Here is an 18,610-nt window from a genome sequence, read left to right as displayed (position 1 = left end):
AATCTACTCCCTTCCCTTTGCGGATGAAATAAAATGGGTGATTTCTTCAATGCTGGCTAAATGCCCCCTGGCGCCAATTTGCATAATATTTAATGCAGCCGCGGCGCTGGCGAACTCAATCGCCGAAGCGAGGCTATAATGATTAGCGTAAGTATAAATAAAGGATGCGTTAAAGGTGTCGCCAGCGCCGGTGGTATCAATAACCGGGATCTTAAAACCAGAATGGTGCGCCTCTTCCTGCTCGCTAACCGCGATAACGCCATCGGCACCGCAGGTTACCACCAGTGCAGACAACGAATATTTCCGCCGTAGTGCATGAAGTACCGGAAATTCAGGATCGCAATGACTACTGGAAGTGAAACCGTCCTGATTAAAAATAGCAATATCGGCAAGGCTTAGTATTTTTGCCAGCTGTTCTTTATCACTGGCAATATGCGGCTCAATGTCGACGGCGACCAGGGTATTCTGCGAACGTGCGTACTGCGCCTGAACCGTATATTTTTCAAGGTCGCCAGGCATAGTGTACATAATTTTACTTTCAGCAATCGCGGTAAAAGCCGTCTGCTGATCCCACTCACAATTATCTCCCGGCGCATAAATTAACGATTTTTCCCCACTCTCATCGAGAATAATAATCGCCATATTAGGATCCTGGCCGGGATTGATCTTGATATAGCGGGTATCAACACCGTGGCGATTGAAATCATCAACAATCAGTTGACCATAACGATCGTCGCCCGCACTGGATAACGAGACGACCTTCAAGCCCAGCGTTGACATCATACAGGCGCTATTCGCTACGGTACCGCCCACATTTTCGGATATTTTTTTGCCAACGACTTTATCATCATTACCAGGCAATCTGGGCACCCGAAAGACCAGATCAATGTTGCCACTTCCGACCGCAACGACATCATATTTTTTAATCATTTTACATCCTCGAATGTTACGCGTTCACCACCCATAGCGACGTAACGCTCCGCCAGTTTCAAAGAGAGTTGGAAAAGCAGCAGCATATTTCGCTGTAAATAATCGTGTACTCTAAAATTCTCAGGAGGCGCAAAACAATATGACAATGCCCCCTGGCGGGTTAAACGGCGCTGAATAGATGCGCACAATATCTGGTCTTCATTTTTTTCAGGAAACATCAACACAAGGTGTCGTTGATTAGCCTGATTAAGCCTTAACGCGTGGCAATACTCTTCAATAGGGAAAAAACTGGCCTCAATTTGCGGCCCGCAGGCCATCAGGTTCGACGCCAGATACGCCATTCCCCAGGTTATCCCGTTGCCCAGAAAAATCACCCGACGGGAGAAAAATGCCTTAGCATGTTCCGCCAGCCACGCCTGCCATTGCGCGTTTTCCCAATCCTGGAACAAACAAGAGATATCCACACCCTTCATCTCTGATACAGTCGTTTTCGCCTGAATCATCCGTTCTACCAGCTGCATTAATAAAAACAGCGTTGCTGAGCTACTTTGGGTCGGCATACCCTTTTTAGACGCCTGAGTAAACAGCATGCGCGACGATAAGTTAGCAAACGGGCTACCCGGCGAATTGGTCATCCCGACAACGCTGGCTTCCGTCGTGAGCGCATGGGCAAGCGCATCAAGAACCGGAGAAGGCCTGCCGCTGGCGCTGATGACAACCACCAGCGAAGTGGCACTGAAGTGCTCCGCCGGTAAGCCCAAAAACGCCAATGACTGTACGGCGCGGCACTGAATCGCCCCACAACGATTCAGATACTCCTCAACCATCAACGCAATGGCGTACGAATCACCGGATCCCACCAGGTACAACCGTTCCAGCGAGGCAAAATCAATATCCGCCAGCACCGACAGGCTATTGGGCTGAAGCTGCATCGTGGATAGCAGACCAGAGATCCCGGCAATTTCTTGCCGGGTGCAGGACAATGGCATGATGACCTTATCTTCCCCATCCGCTCTCATTAGCCATTAACCTTTCAGTGATTCCATGGCCAGCTTTGTCAGGCCAGTGGCTATCTCCGGTAAATTGAAGTCATGACTATTTACGGAGTTGAAAAACGCATATTGCTCTTTTGGCAACGCATCGAATCCCTTCCAGGCCCCCGCAATCGCTCCGGCCATCGTAGCAATACTGTCGGTGTCGTTACCGACATTACTTGCTGCGACAATGGTCTCCCACGGACGCCCCTCGCAGAAGGCCAGCAGGCCAATCGCCGCCGGAATAGACTCATGTGCCGCCACGGAGTTACCGATATAGCCTTCAATCTCATACAGGCATTTTTCCAGTGAATCCGACTCGCGGGCGATTTTTACCGCCAGCCGGGTGCGCATTTCAATAGACGGTCCTGCAACGCAGCGTGCATGTTTTTTCGCTAATGATTCTCCGTAGCGTGCGCCTTCAAGACTGGCGTCGATAATCTCATCCAGCGTGGTATCAACCACCATGGCCTGAGATGTCGCTGCGGCAATCGCACAGGCGCTGGCAATAGCGATATTCGTATCATGGGAGGGTAAGCAGGTCAGCAGCGCCAGGTTACAAGCTTTAGCGAGCTGACCCGGATAGATCAATCCAGCGGGAGCCACGCGCATTCCCGCGCCGTTAGTGGTCCCCACGTTCGGCGCCTGACGGGTGGAGGTACCAATGCGACCGATGGTGTTGGTCGGGTAACCCTCGCGCAGCGCTTTAACGACCTGTTCCGTCGTCGGCCCTTTATACATGGCGTAAGGCATCATATCTGCCCAGCGCAGCAAAGCTGTTTTCCAGTTTTCGTTGGTAAATTGCCCGTACCCCGCGGTAATCAGGGCTTCCGCAAAAACATACATCTGGCTTGAATCATCGGTGATTAAACCAGCAACGCCTTTTAATGAACCGGCAAAGGTGTCTTCCGGCGGCTCAACAAACTTGTCTAACCAGCCGCCCCACTTCTGTTTAATCTCATCAATACTATACAGTTCCGTTGACGCCCCAAGCGCATCTCCCATGCCTGCACACGCCAGCGCTCCCAAAATCTTGTTATAGACCACCGAATCACATCCAACTGAAGCCATTTAAATATCCTTAATAGTCATAGAGGTAAGAGCCCAATCCGGCTAACTGACCGGTTACTGATTTTGCGCTAGCAGAATCAGGCTCTCATTCATCAATATCATGCTAAAAATCACAAATTGGTAGTTACCAATAAAATCACCAGTGAGCATAAATAAGAATTTAAATTATGTTAATTTGTGACAACCATCAAAATAAACATAAATTATTAAAATAAAATCAATTAGTTAATAAAATAACAAGCTAACACCTCAAAATGCGCTTATTTTTATTGTGGTAGATACCAATTTAATGATATTACTTTTAATGAACTGCGGCGACGCCTCAAACACTCTCGTATCAGGACATGTGAGACTATGAAACTATCAATCGGGGAAAAGATCGGCTTTGGTGCTGGCGATATGGCTATCGCTATCGTCATGATGTCGATGGCGATGATTATTACCTATTTCTATACGGACGTTTACGGCTTGACTCCTGGCGATTTGGGAATTCTGCTGATTGGCGTACGCTTTATCGATGCGGTGATCGACCCGTTGATTGGCATGATGACCGACAAAACAGAGAGTCGCTGGGGAAGATACCGTCCGTATCTGCTTTTTTTCTCTATCCCCTTCGGGATAACCATCTGGATGATGTTCACCACGCCAGATTTTGACTACACCGGCAAGCTGATCTGGGCCTGGGGCTCCTACATCGCGCTGACGCTAACCTATACGTTTATCTCAATCCCTTACGTTTCACTCATCGGCGTCATCACCGACGATCCTAAAGAACGTCTGAGCGCCAACAGCTATCGCTTTGTGATGACCAAAATCGCCATGTTTTTAGTCACCATCATCGTTCCCATGGCGGCGCTGTACTTTGGCAAAAACAACCTGGCCAGCGGCTACCAGCTGGCGATGGGCTCCATGGGGATTGTGTCGACGCTGTTGTGTATTTGCTGTTTCTTCAGCGTAAAAGAGCGCATTACGCATAAAACCGAGCACATCCATTTTCCGACTCAGTTCAAGAATCTGATGAAGAATGACCAGTGGTTGATCCTCGGTGTATCGATAGCGTTAATCATGTTTGGCGGCATCGTGCGTAACTCGGTTGCGGCTTATTACGCCAAGTACTATCTGCACGGCGGCAATGAGCTGATTTCACCATTCCTGACCACCGGGGTCGTGGCGTCCGTTACGGCGATGCTGCTGGCCGGGACCATTACCCGCTATTACGACAAAATCAAAATGTTCCGTTACACCCAGTTGCTGACCTTCGTCGCTGGGGTTGCCATGTACTTCGTCGTTGGCGAGCAGAACATTTATCTGGCATTTGTTTTCTTCTTCATCATTACGCTATTGGGTGATATGCAGCTTCCGGTGTACTGGGCTTCTATCGCAGAGGCGGTGGATTATGGCGAAGTGAAAACCGGCACCCGCGTTTCCGGACTGGCATTTGGCGGGATCCTGTTCTTCCAGAAACTGGGAATGGGGTTAGCGGGCGGATTTATCGGCTTTTCGCTGAGCTTCTTCGGTTATCAGGCAGATGTCGAACAGTCGCCGTCATCGTTGCTGGGTATCACCCTGATGATGACGCTGATCCCCTCCGTATTTAACCTGATTGTCGGTCTGTTTATGAAAAAATACGTGATTAACGATAAGTACTATGAAGGAATAAAACAGAAGCTGGCGCAGGGTGAGATGGCCTGAAAGGAAGGTCTCCAGTCTTCGGAGACCTCTCATTTAGCAGCACTTCGCCCCACCTTTGCCGCCGTAGCGCGCGTCCTGGCGTTCACGGAAAAACTCTTCGTAGGTCATCGGCGTCTGCTCGGGATGCGTGGCGCGAATGTGTTCGACGTAATTGTCGTAATCCGGCACGCCGATCATCATTTTCGCCGCCTGACCTAAATATTTTCCTGCTTTCGAAAGGGTATCAAACATTTTCAACTCTCATCATCGCCCCCCTTTACACAAAGGAGGGCGATATCGTTATGCCTTAGTGGGCGCGTTTGGCCTGAGTCACCAGGTTGTCTGCATCAGCAGGCATCGCCTGGTAAGGAGTCTCTTTCGCCGTCGGTTTGTCCTCTTTCAGCGCCGCCAGCGCGGTTTTAATTGAGAACAGCGCCAGCACCACCACCACTACCATAAAGAAGATGGTCAGACCGGCATCCAGACGATTATTAAACACCAGCTGCGCCAGCTGAGATTCGGTGTACTGCGGCGGGATGTTGCCGCTGTCAATCATCGCCTGGAACTTATTGGCAATCGCCAGGAAACCGACTTTGGTATCGGTACTGAACGACTTCTGCCAGCCCGCCGTCAGGGTACAAATCAGCAGCCAGGAGGTCGGCAGCAGCGCCACCCACGCATAGCGCTGGCGTTTCATCTTAAACAGTACCACCGCACAGAGCATCAGCGCCATCCCTGCCAGCATCTGATTGGCGATACCAAACAGCGGCCACAGGGTGTTGATGCCGCCGAGCGGGTCGACCACGCCCTGATGCAGGAAGTAACCCCACGCCAGTACGCATAGCCCGGTCGCCAGCAGGTTAGCCGGAAGCGAACTGGTTTTCTTCAGCCCCGGGCTTATCACTCCCAGCAGATCCTGAAGCATAAAGCGCGCTGCACGCGTTCCCGCATCCACCGCGGTCAGAATAAACAGCGCCTCAAACAAAATCGCGAAGTGATACCAGAACGAGACATCCATTAGACCGCCCAGCGAGCCGTGCAGGATGTAGGCCATCCCCACCGCTAGCGTCGGTGCTCCGCCCGCACGGGAGATAATCGACTGCTCGCCCACTTCTTTAGCAATCTGGCTGAGGGTATCAGGCGTGATGGTAAAGCCCCAACTGCTCACCACCTGCGCCGCTGACGCCACCACATCGGTGACGCCCGCCGGAGCCAGTACTGCCATCGGGCTATTCATGGCGAAGTAGACGCCCGGGTCGATAATACAGGCAGCCACCAGCGCCATAATCGCCACGAAGGACTCCATGAGCATGCCGCCGTAGCCGATAAAGCAGGCCTGACCTTCATTAGCCAGCATTTTCGGCGTGGTACCGGAGGCGATCAGGGCATGGAAGCCGGAGACCGCGCCGCAGGCGATAGTGATAAACAGGAACGGGAACATACTGCCGCTCCAGACCGGACCGGTACCATCAATAAACTTGGTCAGCGCCGGCATGGTCAGCGTCGGACGCATAATCAGGATACCGATTGCCAGACCAACGATAGTGCCGATTTTGAGGAAGGTAGAGAGGTAATCGCGCGGAGCCAGCAGCAGCCACACCGGCAGAACGGCGGCGATAAAACCGTAGCCCACCAGGATCCACGTGAGCTGCACGCCGGTATAGTCAAACCACGGCGCCCAGGTCGGGCTTTCCGCTACCCAGCCGCCGGAAATGATGGCAAATACCAGCATCACCAGGCCAATGACCGACACTTCGCCAATGCGTCCGGGGCGCAAATAGCGAATATAGATCCCCATGAAAATCGCCAGCGGAATGGTGAAGGCCACGGTGTAGGTGCCCCACGGGCTGTGGGTCAACGCTTTCACCACGATCATCGCCAGTACCGCGAGGATAATCACCATGATCATAAAACAGGCCACCAGCGCCAGTACCCCGGCGGTGGGGCCCATCTCCTCTTTGACCAACTCACCGAGCGAACGTCCGTCGCGGCGGGTAGAGACGAACAGCACCATAAAGTCCTGTACCGCCCCGGCCAGCACCACGCCCGCGAGGATCCAGATCATCCCCGGCAGGTAGCCCATTTGCGCTGCCAGCACCGGACCAACCAGCGGCCCTGCCCCGGCAATTGCCGCAAAATGGTGGCCGAAAAGCACTTTCTTATCAGTCGGGACATAGTCGAGACCGTCGTTGTGACGCACCGCCGGCGTCATCCGCGTCGGGTCAACTCCCAGCACGTTTTTTGCGATATACAGGCCATAGAAACGATAGGCGATCAGATACACGCAGACTGCCGCGACGACAATCCATAGCGCGTTAATCTGTTCACCCCGGTTTAGCGCGATATAACCAAGGGCAAAGGCTCCGATAACGGAGAGCAGTGTCCAGATGAGGTATTTCCCTGAATTATTCATCATTGTGTTCCACAGGTAGGGTAATCAGGATGTTACAATTTGTTTCTAGAACACAATATAGATTTTAACAACTTAGAAACGATGCAGATGTCGTCTGACGGCAAGGATTTGTCTCACATTGCTAGCGAGATCACTTCTGGCAGGAAAATGAATGAAAACGGAGAAGGATAATCTGCGTCTGCATCATGGTGATTCCCGGAGGCGGCGCTCAACGCGCCTGTCCGGGCTACCCGACTGCAGGCAATTGTAAACTCGTAGCCCGGTCAGCGCAGCGCCACCGGGAAAAATGCAGACGATAGTGAACCCGTAGCCCGGCGAAGGCGTTCACGCCGCAAGCCGGGAACAGGCGTTCCCTCAGCCGAGGACTGATGTCCCAAGCCGACAGGTACAGCAGCGCCGGCCCCGCTCGTCAAATACGGCAATCTCCCAGCTCTGGCCCTGGCGTCCGAGGTGCAGCGGACGGCACTCGCCGCGCACTTTGCCGCTGGAAACCGCCCGGTGATGGGTGGCATTGAGCTCGGTCCCCACCACGCACTGGCCCTCTTCGGTCATCAGCCACCCGGCCATGGAGCCGAGGGTTTCCGCCAGCGCCGCGGATGCGCCTCCGTGTAACAAGCCAAAAGGCTGATGAGTACGGCCGTCGACCGGCATTTCGGCCTCCAGCACGCCCTCCTCAATTCGGGTATAGACGATACCCAGATGCGCCACCATCGTATTCGCGCTGGTCGCATTAAGCTCATCCAGCGTCAGCTGACGTTTCCAGGCCATTTATGCCCCCAGCGTCGAGCCGCCGTCCACCACGATATCCTGTAGCGTGATATGGCTGGCGTGGGCGGAAGCGAGGAACAGAATCGTGTTGGCAATTTCCTGCGGGCGGGCAATTTTCCCTAGCGGAATGCCCAGCTTAAACTGCTCGCCAAAGCCGCGAATACGCTGCTGTTCAGCATCGTCGCTGACCCACAGCGTCCGCTGCATATCGGTATCGGTCGAGCCAGGAGAGACCAGATTACAGCGCACGCCGCTGCCCGCTAGCTCCAGACCGACGGTCAATGCCAGGCTCTTCAGCGCCGCTTTCGAAGCGCCGTAAGCGCTCATGCCGATACGCGGGGTATGTGCGGCGTCGGAAGCCACGGTGACAATCGCTCCGCCCTTCTGGCGGCGGAACTGCGCCATCGTCTGCTGAAACAGGTTAAACGCCCCGCCGACGTTGACGGCAAAGGTCTGCTGCCAGTCTTCCAGACTCAGCGTATCGGTCGCCCCCATGCGCAAAATTCCGGCAGCGTTGACCAGCACATCCAGTCGCTCGATGTTATCCAGCAGGCGGCCGCAGACCTGCGCCACCTGCTGCGCGTCGGCAACGTTCAGCGTCTCGGTAGCAAAGGGGTAGTTTTCGCCGTCAAACGCCAGATCAAAACCGGTTACCATCGCCCCGGCTTCAACAAACGCCAGCGCGGTCGCATAACCGATACCTTTGCCCGCGCCGGTTACCCACACGGTCTGGCCGTGAAAATCTAATCCAGACATTATTTCACCTCGCGGGAAAGCAGCGTCCACCAGGCATCAATAGTCGGATTTTTCGCCAGTACAACGAAATCGATATCGCCGTGCACTTTACGCCAGCGGGCGGCGAGCGCCATCATGCGCACCGAATCCAGACCGTAGTCGATCAGATTTTCATCATCCATTGGCTCGTCGGATTCATCCAGCAGCGGCAACACCAGCGCGCGCAGCGCGGCTTTCGACGCCGGTAGCGGCAGCAGCTCTTCGGTCATCACCACCCGACCGGAGCGACCCGCGACGTATTTCAGCGCCATCAGGTGCTCTTCACGACTAAAATCAGCCAGCGCATCGGCGACGAAGAACGGCTTTATATCGCGCATAAACGCATCGGTCGCCGTCGTCATACAGCCGATATGAGCGTAAACACCGGTAATGATCAGCTGATCGCGACCGGCTTCTTTCAGCATCTCTTCCAGCGGCGAACGATGGAACGCGCTGTAGCGCCACTTCACCAGCACGGTGTCGTTGTCGTCCGGCGCCAGCGCGGCGATCACCTGCTGCTGTTCCGGAGAGCGGGTAAGGCCCGGACCCCACATATCGTTCAGCAGCGCGCGGTCTTCATCGCTCTGCTCTTTCGGCTGTGCGGTGTAAAACACCGGGATATTATTCTGTTTGCAGAAATCGCGCAGGGCAGCAATGTTGGCCACGACCTTCTCCATCATCGCGCTGTTTTCGCCCCAGAAATTGAGGAAATATTCCTGCATATCGTGGATTAACAGCGCGGCACGGGACGGCTCAAATGCCCAGCTCACTTTGTTCGCCGGGATATCGCTGGCTTCCGGCAGCGCGTAAGCCTGTAATTTAGGAATTGCCATTCTGTCTTCTCCTTCAGCCCAGCTTGCGTTCAGCCAGCCACTGACGTAATTGTTTTTTATCGACTTTGCCCACCGGCGTCAGCGGCAGCGCGTCAACGCACTCCACGCGGTCCGGAAGTTTAAATTCTGCGACCCCTTGTTCACGCAGGAAGCGGCGAACCGCCACCGCGCGCAGAGGCTCTTTGACCACCAGATATGCACAGCTTTTTTCGCCCAGCAGGCTGTCTTCCATGCTGACCAGCGCAACGTGGATCACCGCAGGATGGCGCAGCAGCAGGTTTTCGATCTCTTCCGCCGCGATCTTTTCACCGCCGCGGTTGATCTGATCTTTTTCCCGACCCTGCACGGTGATGTAACCGTCCTCGTCGATCGAAATCAGATCGCCCGAGCAGTAGAAACCGTCGGCATCAAACGCTTCGGCATTGTGCTGCGGGCTTTTGTAGTAGCCGCGGAAGGTATAGGGACCACGGGTCATCAGACGCCCCACTTCACCGCGCGGCAGCGGATTGCCATCGGCATCGGCCACCCACACTTCATCATCCGGGCACATCGGGCAGCCCTGGGTGTTGATAATGCGCTCCGGGCTGTCGTTGAGGCGGGTGTAGTTCACCAACCCTTCAGCCATGCCGAAGACCTGCTGAAGCTGGCAACCAATTTCCGCCGGAATACGGGCGGCCAGCGTCGCGGACAGGCGCGCTCCGCCAACCTGCAACAACCGCAACGATTGCAATTGGGTATTGCTGCCGGAATCATGGATCTCCTGTAGCCACAGGCTCACCGCAGGCGGCACCAGCGAGGTCAGGTTAATCTGATGTTTTTCGATCAGCGGGAAGCACAGCGTCGCGCTCGGATCATGCGCCAGCACCACTACGCCACCGGCGAGGAACACGCCTAATGAACCCGGCGAACTCATCGCGTAATTGTGAGCAGCGGGAAGCGCGTTCAGATAGCGCGTTTCGGCGCTCACGCCGCACAGCTCATTGCTGCGGCGAATGCTGTAGTCATAATCGTTATGCGTGCGCGGGATCAGCTTCGGCGTGCCGGTGCTGCCGCCGGAAAGCTGGAAAAACGCCACTTCATCGGCAGGCGTCGGATTCGCCACGAAATTATCGGCCGGCTGTTCGATGGCCGCCGTCAGGCTCTGCTCGCCGTTATCGTTCAGCAGCAGCGCCACGCGTACCGACGGATGCTGCTCAATAAAAGCGTTAAGAAAAGCATCATCAGCAAACAGCGCGTGTTCACGATCGGCAATCAACAAAGCGGGTTCAATCTGCGTGGCGTAGGCGTTCAGCTCGCTGCGCTGATGGCTGAAAAGCGCGTTGACCGGCGCAACGCCGATACGCAGTAGCGCAAACAGCGTAATGTAAAACTCGGCAACGTTACCTAGCTGTACCAGCGCCGTTTCGCCGCGCTTCAGGCCCTGACGTTGCAGCGAAGAACCGAGGTTATCCACCCGGCGGTTGAATTCACGGTAGCTATAGATTTTGTCGCCATCGATAATAGCGGCGGCATCATTTTCCGCATGGCGGGTAATCAGATTGGTGAGCGGCAGATCCTGCCAGTAACCTTTTTGCCGATAGCGGGCCGCGAAATCTTCCGGCCAGCGGTTAAACTCGATCATCATAGTCCCTTATTGCAAGCCGAATACGTTCAGCATGGTAGTCAGTTTGACGCCGGTTTCGCGCCACTCGCCCAGCGGCGAAGAGGCCGGAACGATACCTGCGCCGGCAAATAGCCGCAGGGTGCGCTGATGCAAGCGCGCGCAGCGGATTGTCACCACCCACTCGCCGTTGCCTTCGTCATCACACCAGCCGACAATGCCGCCGAACAGCTGGCGGTCAAATGGCTCCAGTTCGTTAATCAGGCGTTTCGCCACCTGATGCGGGAAGCCGCTCAGCGCCGGGGTCGGATGCAGCAGACAGGCCAGCGACATGGCATTTTCTGTTGCCAGCGCGGTGCCCTGGATCTGCGTTGCCAGATGCCACAGGGTCGGCGTCGTAATCAGTTGCGGGGAGTCCGGCAGGGAAAGCTCGCTGCTGCGCGGCGTTAATACGGCTTTCATCGCCTGGGTGACCAGGTCGTGCTCATGGCGGTCTTTTGCCGACGCCAGCAGCTTATGCCCCGCTTCGCGATCCAGCACATCATCTGGCTGACGGCGGGCCGAGCCGGCCAGCGGCACCGAGCTAAAATGCGCCCCTTCTTTACGCAGCAGCAGTTCCGGGCTGGCGCCCAACAGCACGCCGCCGTCTGATAACGGCACGTGGAAATTAAAGCTGGCCGGGTTCTGGGCGATCAGCCGTTCAAGCAGCGCACCGCTATCAACCCGTTCGCGAGTGGTGATATCAATCAGGCGCGACAGGACAACTTTGTCCACTTCCGGCGTTGCGGTCAGAGCCGCAGCGCGCTCAACCATCGCCATAAAGGTATCCTGCTCGGGGATCTCCTGGCGCTGAACAACATCCATCGGCGTTTGGTTTGATGCATAACGCGCGGAGTGCTGTTTTTCAGTGCGGGAAAACGCTTCCCAGCGCTCGGGGATAAACAGCTCGGACGGCTCATTGGTGTCGAACGGGATAGCGCCAACCATCACCGGCTTCGCGATCCCGGCAGCCCGAGCGGCTTTAAACGCGGCCGCCATTTTGCGCTGGAATTCCCCGTCCAGATTATCGCCATCGGCGGCAGGGTGCGAAAAACGACTAAAGCAGCCAGATGTTCTGAAACTGCGGTACGGCGACATAAAGAAGAAGCTTTCCGGCGGCAGGGTCATTTTTTTCTCCCGAACATCCTCAGCCAAAGACGTTTCCATATCATCCTCCAAAAAACGATAAAGATATTACGAATAATTATCATTTATATTTTGGTTGGCTAACCTAAAAGGTATTGCTCTACATGTCAACCGTACAGGTAGCATGTTGTGCTACTTATACCCGTCATACTTCAAGTTGCAGGTGTGTTGGCTGCGTTCGCTCACCCGAATCACTTACTACAGTAAGCTCATCGGGATTCGTTCACTTGCCGCGTTACTCGGCCTACGGCCTCGCCCCTGCGGGGCCAGCGCAAGCGCTGTTCAAAGCACAAGTGCTTTGTCCTGCAACTCGAATTATTAGGGTATAGACTTGCATCCATGCGGCGCAAAGCTGAAAATGAGAAGCATTTATCACAACTTAATCAGGATGCGAATACGTGAATTTCTCCACTTTTTGCCGCCGTACTCTCCTCGCCAGCGGTCTGGCGCTTTTAGGAATTAGCTCAGCGCTGGCGGCAGACTGGCCGCGACAGATTACCGACAGCCGCGGAACGCATACGCTGGAAAGCCAGCCGCTGCGCATTGTCTCCACCAGCGTAACGCTGACCGGCTCGCTGCTGGCGATTGACGCGCCGGTGGTCGCCAGCGGGGCCACCACGCCGAATAACCGTGTCGCCGATGGCCAGGGGTTTTTGCGCCAGTGGAGTGATGTAGCGAAAGCGCGCAAGCTGGCGCGACTTTATATTGGCGAACCGAGCGCTGAGGCCGTCGCTGCCCAAATGCCGGACCTGATACTGATTAGCGCCACCGGCGGCGATTCGGCGATGACGCTCTACGATCAGCTTTCAACCATCGCCCCGACGCTCATCATTAACTACGATGATAAAAGCTGGCAGGCGCTGCTGACCCAGTTAGGCAATATCACCGGCCATGAAAAACAGGCGGCGGAACGAATTGCTGAATTCGATAAACAGCTGGCGGCGCTAAAAGAAAAAATGAAGCTGCCGCCGCAGCCGGTCACCGCGCTGGTCTACACCGCAGCGGCTCATAGCGCCAATATCTGGACCAAAGAATCCGCACAGGGACAGATGCTCGAACAGCTGGGCTTTACCCTCGCCGACCTGCCCGCCGGGCTACACGCCAGCCAGAGCCAGGGAAAACGCCATGATATTGTGCAGTTGGGTGGGGAGAATTTAGCCGCCGGGCTTAACGGCAAGAGCCTGTTCCTGTTCGCCGGAGATCAAAAAGACGCCGATGCCATTTACGCCAACCCTCTGCTGTCGCATCTGCCTGCGGTTGAAGGCAAACGCGTTTATCCGCTGGGGACCGAAACCTTCCGCCTTGATTACTACAGCGCCCTGCTGGTGCTGCAACGGTTATCAACGCTCTTTGGTTAACATCATCGTCCCGGCGCATGCCGCCGAAATATCATCGTTTTTTGTGTTGTTAGGACCAAGACAACGAATAGACAGAACCGTCAGTAAACCATGCGCCAAAAGCGGCTATTGAACTGATGCTCCCACGTTCGTTTTTCCAGCGAAAAATCGTCCAATGAAGATACAAGACGACCTGAGCTACAGCTGGGGCTCTTTCGAAACCGTGAGCTGGAAAGGCCATAACTACCAGGTGAAATGGTGGTCTACGGGCGACCAGCCGGACACGAACTGCGGTCAGGGCGCGGTCTGGACCGACCTCGGCGCATACTAAGCGTTAACCCTCACCGACGATTGATAAAAAGCCCCGGAGCCATTCGGGGCTTTTTATTATCGCTATTCTCGCCTCTCCGTTATTTTTCCCGGTGGCGCTGCGCTGACCGGCTACGGGTTCACCGCCGTCTGCCGGTCAGGCAGCCCGGACAGGCGCAACGCGCCGCCTCCGGGGAAAACCCAGCGTATTTAACTTTCGCTGACCACTTCCGGTCGCTGAAAACGGCGCAGTTCGCGCAACAGTCCTACCAGCACCACACCAACAATCACCAGCGCCCAGCCGCTGGCGCTCGCCGAAGCCACCGGCGTCAGGATCGCGCCCAAGCCGCCGAGCAGCGCCGCGCCTATCGCATCGCCGGTCACGTTTTGCGCGGTCCACAAGCCGTTGATGCGCCCGAGCATGTTTTCCGGGGTTTGCGTCTGAATCAGCGTATATTGCAGCAGCGAGCTAATTGCGCTCAGCCAGCCAAACAGCGCCAGGCACAGCGCCCCCAGCTCCCACATGGGCATCAGGCTGAACAGCGCAATCGCTACAAACGAGCCGACGGTAGTTACCAGCATCAGCACGCCGGGTTTCGCCGTTTGCGCCAGCTGTCCACTGGTCAGCGCCCCCAGCGCTGCGCCCAGAGGGATCGCGGCATACAGCAGACCAATTTGCGATGCCGACATCTGCCAGCTTCCGGCCAACGCCGGATAGAGTACGCGCACCGCGCTGGCCATCGTCAGCAAACCGCCGAGCAACGCAATGCCGCCGATAAGCGGGCTATTAAAGAGAAACGTCACTCCCGCCTTCAACGATTTAAGCGGATGTTCACGCGGCTGCGGAGGCGGCGCTAACTGCGGTAAACGCAGCAGCGTCAGAGTGGTAATAAAGGTCCCAGCCGCCGCCAGACCGTAGTTCCAGGCGACCCCACCGGTGGCCAGCAGCAGGCCACCGATCATCGGAGAAATCACCGAGCCCAGGCGCACCGTCAGCATGGTGATCGCCCCCGCCTGCATCAGGTTTTCCCGCCCGACCAGCGCCGGAGTCGCCGCCAGCAGCGCAGTCACGCCAATGGAGGCAAACAGGCCGTCCCAGATTCCCAGCAGATAGATAGCAATTAGCGACGGCTCCGGCAGCATGGCATTCAGGCACAGGCCGACGAAGCCAATCCCGCAGGTACCGCGCGCCAGCAGAATCAGGCGTTTGCGCTCATAGCGGTCGGCCAGCACGCCGCCGATCATCAGACCGACAAACATCGAACCGCCGGTTAAGGTCACCGACAGCCCAACCTGCCAGGTCGAGTGGGTCATCATCTGGATTTGTACCGGGATCGCCACGCCCAGCAGGCCAAGCGACAGAATTGAGATAAAGCGGGCGATAAAGACGGCGCGAAAGGCCGGATGAGTTTTCAGCAAGCTGAGATTCAGCAGCCAGGATTGTCGGTTCATGACAGCGCCTTGTTATTATTTTCCATACCATTTTTATGGGTGCACATGCTAACATAACTGGATAGAATCGATAACGATAATTACTATCATTATCATGTCAGGGATGTAAGCCATGTCGTCTTCCACGACTGCGGTGCGCGCCTTTGCCGTACCGGGTCTTTTAATCGTTTTAATCATTGCTATTGCGCTCAGCCTGCTGATTGGTGCCAAACCCCTGCCGTTTAGCGTCGTTGTCGATGCCTTCACCGGCACCTGCCAGAGCGCCGATTGCACCATTGTCCTTGATGCCCGACTGCCGCGAACCCTCGCTGGACTGTTGGCGGGTGCCGCGCTGGGTCTGGCCGGGGCACTGATGCAAACGCTCACCCGTAATCCGCTTGCCGATCCGGGGATCCTCGGCGTTAACTCCGGGGCTAGTTTCGCCATCGTGCTGGGCGCGGCGCTATTTGGCATTTCATCACCGCAGGAGCAGTTGCTGATGGCCTTTTGCGGCGCGTTCGGCGCATCACTGCTGGTGGCCTTTACCGGCAGCCAGGGCGGCGGTCAGCTTAGCCCGGTCCGCCTGACGCTCGCGGGAGTCGCCCTGGCGGCGGTACTCGAAGGACTCTCCAGCGGTATTGCCTTGCTTAACCCCGACGTCTACGATCAGCTGCGCTTCTGGCAAGCGGGTTCACTGGACGTGCGCACGCTGCAAACCCTGAAAATCGTCCTGATTCCGGTCATTATCGCCGGGCTGGTCACGCTGCTGCTCAGCCGGGCATTAAATAGCCTGAGCCTCGGCAACGATACGGCAACCGCCCTAGGCAGCCGGGTCGCACGCACTCAACTGATTGGTCTGCTGGCGATTACCGTCCTGTGCGGTAGCGCCACGGCGGTGGTTGGGCCAATTGCCTTTATCGGCCTGATGATGCCGCATATGGCCCGCTGGCTGGTGGGAGCCGATCATCGCTGGTCGCTGCCGGTCACCCTACTGGCCACCCCAGCCCTGCTCTTGTTTGCCGATGTGCTTGGCCGCCTGCTGGTTCCCGGCGAGCTTCGTGTATCGGTGGTCAGCGCCTTTATCGGCGCGCCGGTTCTGATCTGGCTGGTGCGCCGACAGCCGCGCGGAGGTGGGATGTGATTGCCCCTTCTCGCCGCCTTATTTTTAGCTGCCTGCTTCTGGTGATCGCCAGCGTGCTGGTCTCCCTGTGGGGGCTCGGCACCGGTCTGGTACCGTTAAGCGTTGAGCAAGTTATCTCCGCGCTGATTGGCGATGCGCCGCGCAACGTCACCATGGTGGTGACCGAATGGCGTCTGCCGCGCGTGCTGATGGCGCTGCTGATCGGCGCCGCGCTCGGCGTCAGCGGGGCGATTTTCCAGTCTCTCACCCGCAACCCGCTGGGCAGCCCGGACGTCATGGGCTTTAACACCGGCGCCTGGAGCGGCGTGCTGGTGGCGATGGTGATGTTCGGCCAGAACCTGGCGGCTATCGCCATGGCGGCAATGGCTGGCGGTATCCTCACCGCGCTGGTGGTCTGGCTGCTGGCCTGGCGCAACGGCATTGAGACCTTTCGCCTGATTATTATCGGCATCGGCATCCGCGCCATGCTGGTGGCGTTTAACACCTGGCTACTGCTGCGCGCCTCGCTGGAAACCGCACTCTCTGCCGGATTATGGTACGCCGGTTCCCTTAACGGCCTGACCTGGGGCAAAACCTGGCCCTCTGCGCCGCTGATTCTGCTGATGCTGGTTTTTGCCGCGCTGCTGGCGCGACGCATGCGGCTACTGGAGATGGGCGACGATACCGCCTGCGCGCTGGGCGTGCGGGTTGAGCGTTCGCGCCTGCTGATGATGCTGGTCGGGGTGGTGCTCACCGCCGCCGCTACCGCGCTTGCCGGGCCGATTTCGTTTATCGCCCTGGTGGCCCCGCATATCGCGCGCCGCCTTAGTGGTACCGCTCGCTGGGGCCTGACTCAGTCCGCGTTGTGCGGCGCGCTGGTGCTGGCACTCTCTGACTACTGTGCTCAGCGCCTGTTTATGCCTTATCAGTTACCAGTGGGTGTGATGACCGTCAGCCTCGGCGGCATCTACCTCATTGGGTTATTAATTCAGGAGTCCCGCAAAAAATGACCGCTGTAACCTCCCGTTTGCGCGGCGACCAGTTGACCCTGGCGTACGGCAAAAAGACCATCGCCGAATCGCTGAACGTGACTATTCCCGACGGCCACTTTACCGCCATTATTGGCCCTAACGGCTGTGGTAAATCGACGCTGCTGCGCACCCTGAGTCGCCTGATGACGCCCACCAGCGGCCACGTCTGGCTCGACGGCGAGCAGATCCAGCATTATGCCAGCAAAGAGGTGGCTAAACGGATCGGCCTGCTGGCGCAGAATGCCACTACGCCTGGCGATATCACCGTTCAGGAGCTGGTGGCTCGCGGGCGCTATCCGCACCAACCGATGTTTACTCGTTGGCGCAAAGAGGATGAAGAGGCGGTCAGCAAGGCGATGAAAGCCACCGGGATCACCGACCTGGCGCTGCAAAGCGTCGATACGCTCTCCGGCGGCCAGCGTCAGCGGGCGTGGATCGCCATGGTGCTGGCGCAGGAAACGGCAATTATGCTGTTGGATGAACCGACCACCTGGCTCGATATCAGCCATCAGATCGATCTGCTGGAGCTGCTGAGCGAGCTGAATCGGGAGAAGGGATATACGCTGGCGGCGGTGCTGCATGACCTGAACCAGGCCTGCCGCTATGCCACCCATTTGATTGCCCTGCGCGATGGCAAAATCGTCGCCGAGGGCGCGCCGAAAGAGATTGTCAGCGCGGAGCTTATCGAGAGGATTTACGGCCTGCGCTGTACGATCATTGAAGATCCGGTGGCGCATACGCCGCTGGTGGTACCGCTCGGTCGAAAGTAGATATTCCCGGCTCGCGCTGTGCTTAGCCGGGAAATATGCCAGGTCTGAAATCCTCTGCGGCTTGCTTCCCCGGTGGCGCTTCGCTGACCGGGCTACGGGTTCACAGCCGTCTGCGGGTCGGGTAGCCCGGACAGGCGCGTCAAGCGCCGCCTCCGGGAAATGTGCCAGGTCTGAAATCCTCTGCGGTTTGCTTCCCCGGTGGCGCTTCGCTGACCGGGCTACGGGTTCACAGCCGTCTGCAGGTCGGGTAGCCCGGACAGGTGCGTCTAGCGTCACCCCCGGGAAATGTGCCAGGTCTGAAATCCTCTGCGGTTTGCTTCCCCGGTGGCGCTT

General features: G+C 56.7%; 16 protein-coding genes and 1 pseudogene. 6 read left to right on the top strand and 11 right to left on the bottom strand.

Annotated elements, in window-relative coordinates; all coding sequences use genetic code 11:
• Window positions 1–3: 3 nt before the first annotated feature.
• The 3 genes from QVF11_RS22080 to QVF11_RS22070 are packed head-to-tail and all read right to left on the bottom strand — an operon-like array spanning window position 4 to window position 3,035.
• A complete protein-coding gene (locus tag QVF11_RS22080; RefSeq protein ID WP_235891883.1) occupies window positions 4–930 on the bottom strand; it encodes a carbohydrate kinase family protein in 927 nt (308 codons plus the stop codon).
• Complete coding sequence (locus QVF11_RS22075; protein ID WP_287859225.1) at window positions 927–1,949, bottom strand: SIS domain-containing protein; 1,023 nt, start codon at window positions 1,947–1,949, stop codon at window positions 927–929. Before QVF11_RS22075 ends, QVF11_RS22080 begins: the two co-directional genes overlap by 4 nt.
• Window positions 1,950–1,955: 6 nt before the next feature.
• On the bottom strand, window positions 1,956–3,035 hold the full coding sequence (locus QVF11_RS22070) for an ADP-ribosylglycohydrolase family protein (RefSeq protein WP_287859223.1): 1,080 nt from the start codon (window positions 3,033–3,035) through the stop codon (window positions 1,956–1,958).
• Between the two features lie 354 nt (window positions 3,036–3,389).
• Between QVF11_RS22070 and QVF11_RS22065 the strand changes: the two genes are divergently transcribed.
• A complete protein-coding gene (locus tag QVF11_RS22065; protein WP_112214575.1) occupies window positions 3,390–4,727 on the top strand; it encodes an MFS transporter in 1,338 nt (445 codons plus the stop codon).
• A gap of 33 nt (window positions 4,728–4,760) precedes the next feature.
• Here the strand turns inward: QVF11_RS22065 and QVF11_RS22060 are convergent, their stop codons facing one another.
• The 7 genes from QVF11_RS22060 to entC all read right to left on the bottom strand — a co-directional run bounded on the left by QVF11_RS22060 (window position 4,761) and on the right by entC (window position 12,300).
• Window positions 4,761–4,958 (bottom strand): YbdD/YjiX family protein, encoded by a 198-nt coding sequence (locus tag QVF11_RS22060; RefSeq protein WP_004130340.1) that lies wholly within the window; start codon window positions 4,956–4,958, stop codon window positions 4,761–4,763.
• Between the two features lie 55 nt (window positions 4,959–5,013).
• Window positions 5,014–7,119 carry a pyruvate/proton symporter CstA gene (cstA, locus tag QVF11_RS22055; RefSeq protein ID WP_142512252.1) on the bottom strand — a complete coding sequence of 702 codons (2,106 nt, stop codon included), beginning with the start codon at window positions 7,117–7,119 and terminating at the stop codon, window positions 5,014–5,016.
• 354 nt (window positions 7,120–7,473) lie between these two features.
• The gene (gene entH / locus QVF11_RS22050) at window positions 7,474–7,887 is read right to left on the bottom strand and encodes a proofreading thioesterase EntH (RefSeq protein ID WP_112214577.1); all 414 of its coding nucleotides are present in this window, start codon (window positions 7,885–7,887) and stop codon (window positions 7,474–7,476) included.
• The gene (gene entA, locus QVF11_RS22045; RefSeq protein ID WP_112214578.1) at window positions 7,888–8,643 is read right to left on the bottom strand and encodes a 2,3-dihydro-2,3-dihydroxybenzoate dehydrogenase EntA; all 756 of its coding nucleotides are present in this window, start codon (window positions 8,641–8,643) and stop codon (window positions 7,888–7,890) included. It abuts the gene before it with no gap.
• Window positions 8,643–9,494 carry an enterobactin biosynthesis bifunctional isochorismatase/aryl carrier protein EntB gene (gene entB, locus QVF11_RS22040; protein ID WP_112214579.1) on the bottom strand — a complete coding sequence of 284 codons (852 nt, stop codon included), beginning with the start codon at window positions 9,492–9,494 and terminating at the stop codon, window positions 8,643–8,645. Before entB ends, entA begins: the two co-directional genes overlap by 1 nt.
• Window positions 9,495–9,507: 13 nt before the next feature.
• Window positions 9,508–11,115, bottom strand: coding sequence for a (2,3-dihydroxybenzoyl)adenylate synthase EntE (entE, locus tag QVF11_RS22035; protein ID WP_287859414.1), 1,608 nt, complete (start codon window positions 11,113–11,115; stop codon window positions 9,508–9,510).
• Window positions 11,116–11,124: 9 nt separating this feature from the next.
• On the bottom strand, window positions 11,125–12,300 hold the full coding sequence (gene entC / locus QVF11_RS22030; RefSeq protein ID WP_112214581.1) for an isochorismate synthase EntC: 1,176 nt from the start codon (window positions 12,298–12,300) through the stop codon (window positions 11,125–11,127).
• A 377-nt stretch (window positions 12,301–12,677) separates the two neighbouring features.
• On the opposite strand from entC, the gene fepB reads away from it, so the two are divergent.
• Both fepB and QVF11_RS22020 read left to right on the top strand, forming a co-directional pair.
• Window positions 12,678–13,637, top strand: coding sequence for a Fe2+-enterobactin ABC transporter substrate-binding protein (gene fepB / locus QVF11_RS22025; RefSeq protein WP_112214582.1), 960 nt, complete (start codon window positions 12,678–12,680; stop codon window positions 13,635–13,637).
• Window positions 13,638–13,818: 181 nt separating this feature from the next.
• Window positions 13,819–13,947, top strand: a pseudogene (locus tag QVF11_RS22020) (hypothetical protein); the annotation flags it as partial.
• Between the two features lie 188 nt (window positions 13,948–14,135).
• Here QVF11_RS22020 and entS read toward each other — a convergent pair.
• Entirely contained in the window at window positions 14,136–15,377 is a 1,242-nt protein-coding gene (gene entS, locus QVF11_RS22015) for an enterobactin transporter EntS (RefSeq protein ID WP_112214583.1), read from the bottom strand.
• Window positions 15,378–15,489: 112 nt separating this feature from the next.
• On the opposite strand from entS, the gene fepD reads away from it, so the two are divergent.
• The 3 genes from fepD to fepC are packed head-to-tail and all read left to right on the top strand — an operon-like array spanning window position 15,490 to window position 18,277.
• Window positions 15,490–16,497 (top strand): Fe(3+)-siderophore ABC transporter permease, encoded by a 1,008-nt coding sequence (gene fepD, locus QVF11_RS22010; RefSeq protein ID WP_112214584.1) that lies wholly within the window; start codon window positions 15,490–15,492, stop codon window positions 16,495–16,497.
• Entirely contained in the window at window positions 16,494–17,486 is a 993-nt protein-coding gene (gene fepG, locus QVF11_RS22005) for an iron-enterobactin ABC transporter permease (RefSeq protein ID WP_287859219.1), read from the top strand. Before fepD ends, fepG begins: the two co-directional genes overlap by 4 nt.
• Window positions 17,483–18,277: an iron-enterobactin ABC transporter ATP-binding protein gene (fepC, locus tag QVF11_RS22000; RefSeq protein ID WP_112214585.1), complete on the top strand. Its 795-nt coding sequence runs from the start codon at window positions 17,483–17,485 to the stop codon at window positions 18,275–18,277. Before fepG ends, fepC begins: the two co-directional genes overlap by 4 nt.
• Window positions 18,278–18,610 lie beyond the last annotated feature (333 nt).

Origin of the sequence: Klebsiella sp. (assembly GCF_027492335.1) — a bacterium.
Classification (GTDB): Bacteria; Pseudomonadota; Gammaproteobacteria; order Enterobacterales; family Enterobacteriaceae; genus Klebsiella; species Klebsiella huaxiensis.
The sequence above is the reverse complement of the archived record's forward strand: the minus strand, read 5'-3'. Positions and strand labels throughout refer to the sequence as shown.

What these genes read in the sequence shown, in the direction of transcription:
- entC (WP_112214581.1), bottom strand. Translation starts at nt 12,300, where the DNA reads ATGGAAACGTCTTTGGCTGAGGATGTTCGGGAGAAAAAAATGACCCTG.
- cstA (WP_142512252.1), bottom strand. Translation starts at nt 7,119, where the DNA reads ATGAATAATTCAGGGAAATACCTCATCTGGACACTGCTCTCCGTTATC.
- entE (WP_287859414.1), bottom strand. Translation starts at nt 11,115, where the DNA reads ATGATCGAGTTTAACCGCTGGCCGGAAGATTTCGCGGCCCGCTATCGG.
- QVF11_RS22080 (WP_235891883.1), bottom strand. Translation starts at nt 930, where the DNA reads ATGATTAAAAAATATGATGTCGTTGCGGTCGGAAGTGGCAACATTGAT.
- QVF11_RS22060 (WP_004130340.1), bottom strand. Translation starts at nt 4,958, where the DNA reads ATGTTTGATACCCTTTCGAAAGCAGGAAAATATTTAGGTCAGGCGGCG.
- fepC (WP_112214585.1), top strand. Translation starts at nt 17,483, where the DNA reads ATGACCGCTGTAACCTCCCGTTTGCGCGGCGACCAGTTGACCCTGGCG.
- entS (WP_112214583.1), bottom strand. Translation starts at nt 15,377, where the DNA reads ATGAACCGACAATCCTGGCTGCTGAATCTCAGCTTGCTGAAAACTCAT.
- fepD (WP_112214584.1), top strand. Translation starts at nt 15,490, where the DNA reads ATGTCGTCTTCCACGACTGCGGTGCGCGCCTTTGCCGTACCGGGTCTT.
- entB (WP_112214579.1), bottom strand. Translation starts at nt 9,494, where the DNA reads ATGGCAATTCCTAAATTACAGGCTTACGCGCTGCCGGAAGCCAGCGAT.
- QVF11_RS22075 (WP_287859225.1), bottom strand. Translation starts at nt 1,949, where the DNA reads ATGAGAGCGGATGGGGAAGATAAGGTCATCATGCCATTGTCCTGCACC.
- QVF11_RS22070 (WP_287859223.1), bottom strand. Translation starts at nt 3,035, where the DNA reads ATGGCTTCAGTTGGATGTGATTCGGTGGTCTATAACAAGATTTTGGGA.
- entH (WP_112214577.1), bottom strand. Translation starts at nt 7,887, where the DNA reads ATGGCCTGGAAACGTCAGCTGACGCTGGATGAGCTTAATGCGACCAGC.
- QVF11_RS22065 (WP_112214575.1), top strand. Translation starts at nt 3,390, where the DNA reads ATGAAACTATCAATCGGGGAAAAGATCGGCTTTGGTGCTGGCGATATG.
- entA (WP_112214578.1), bottom strand. Translation starts at nt 8,643, where the DNA reads ATGTCTGGATTAGATTTTCACGGCCAGACCGTGTGGGTAACCGGCGCG.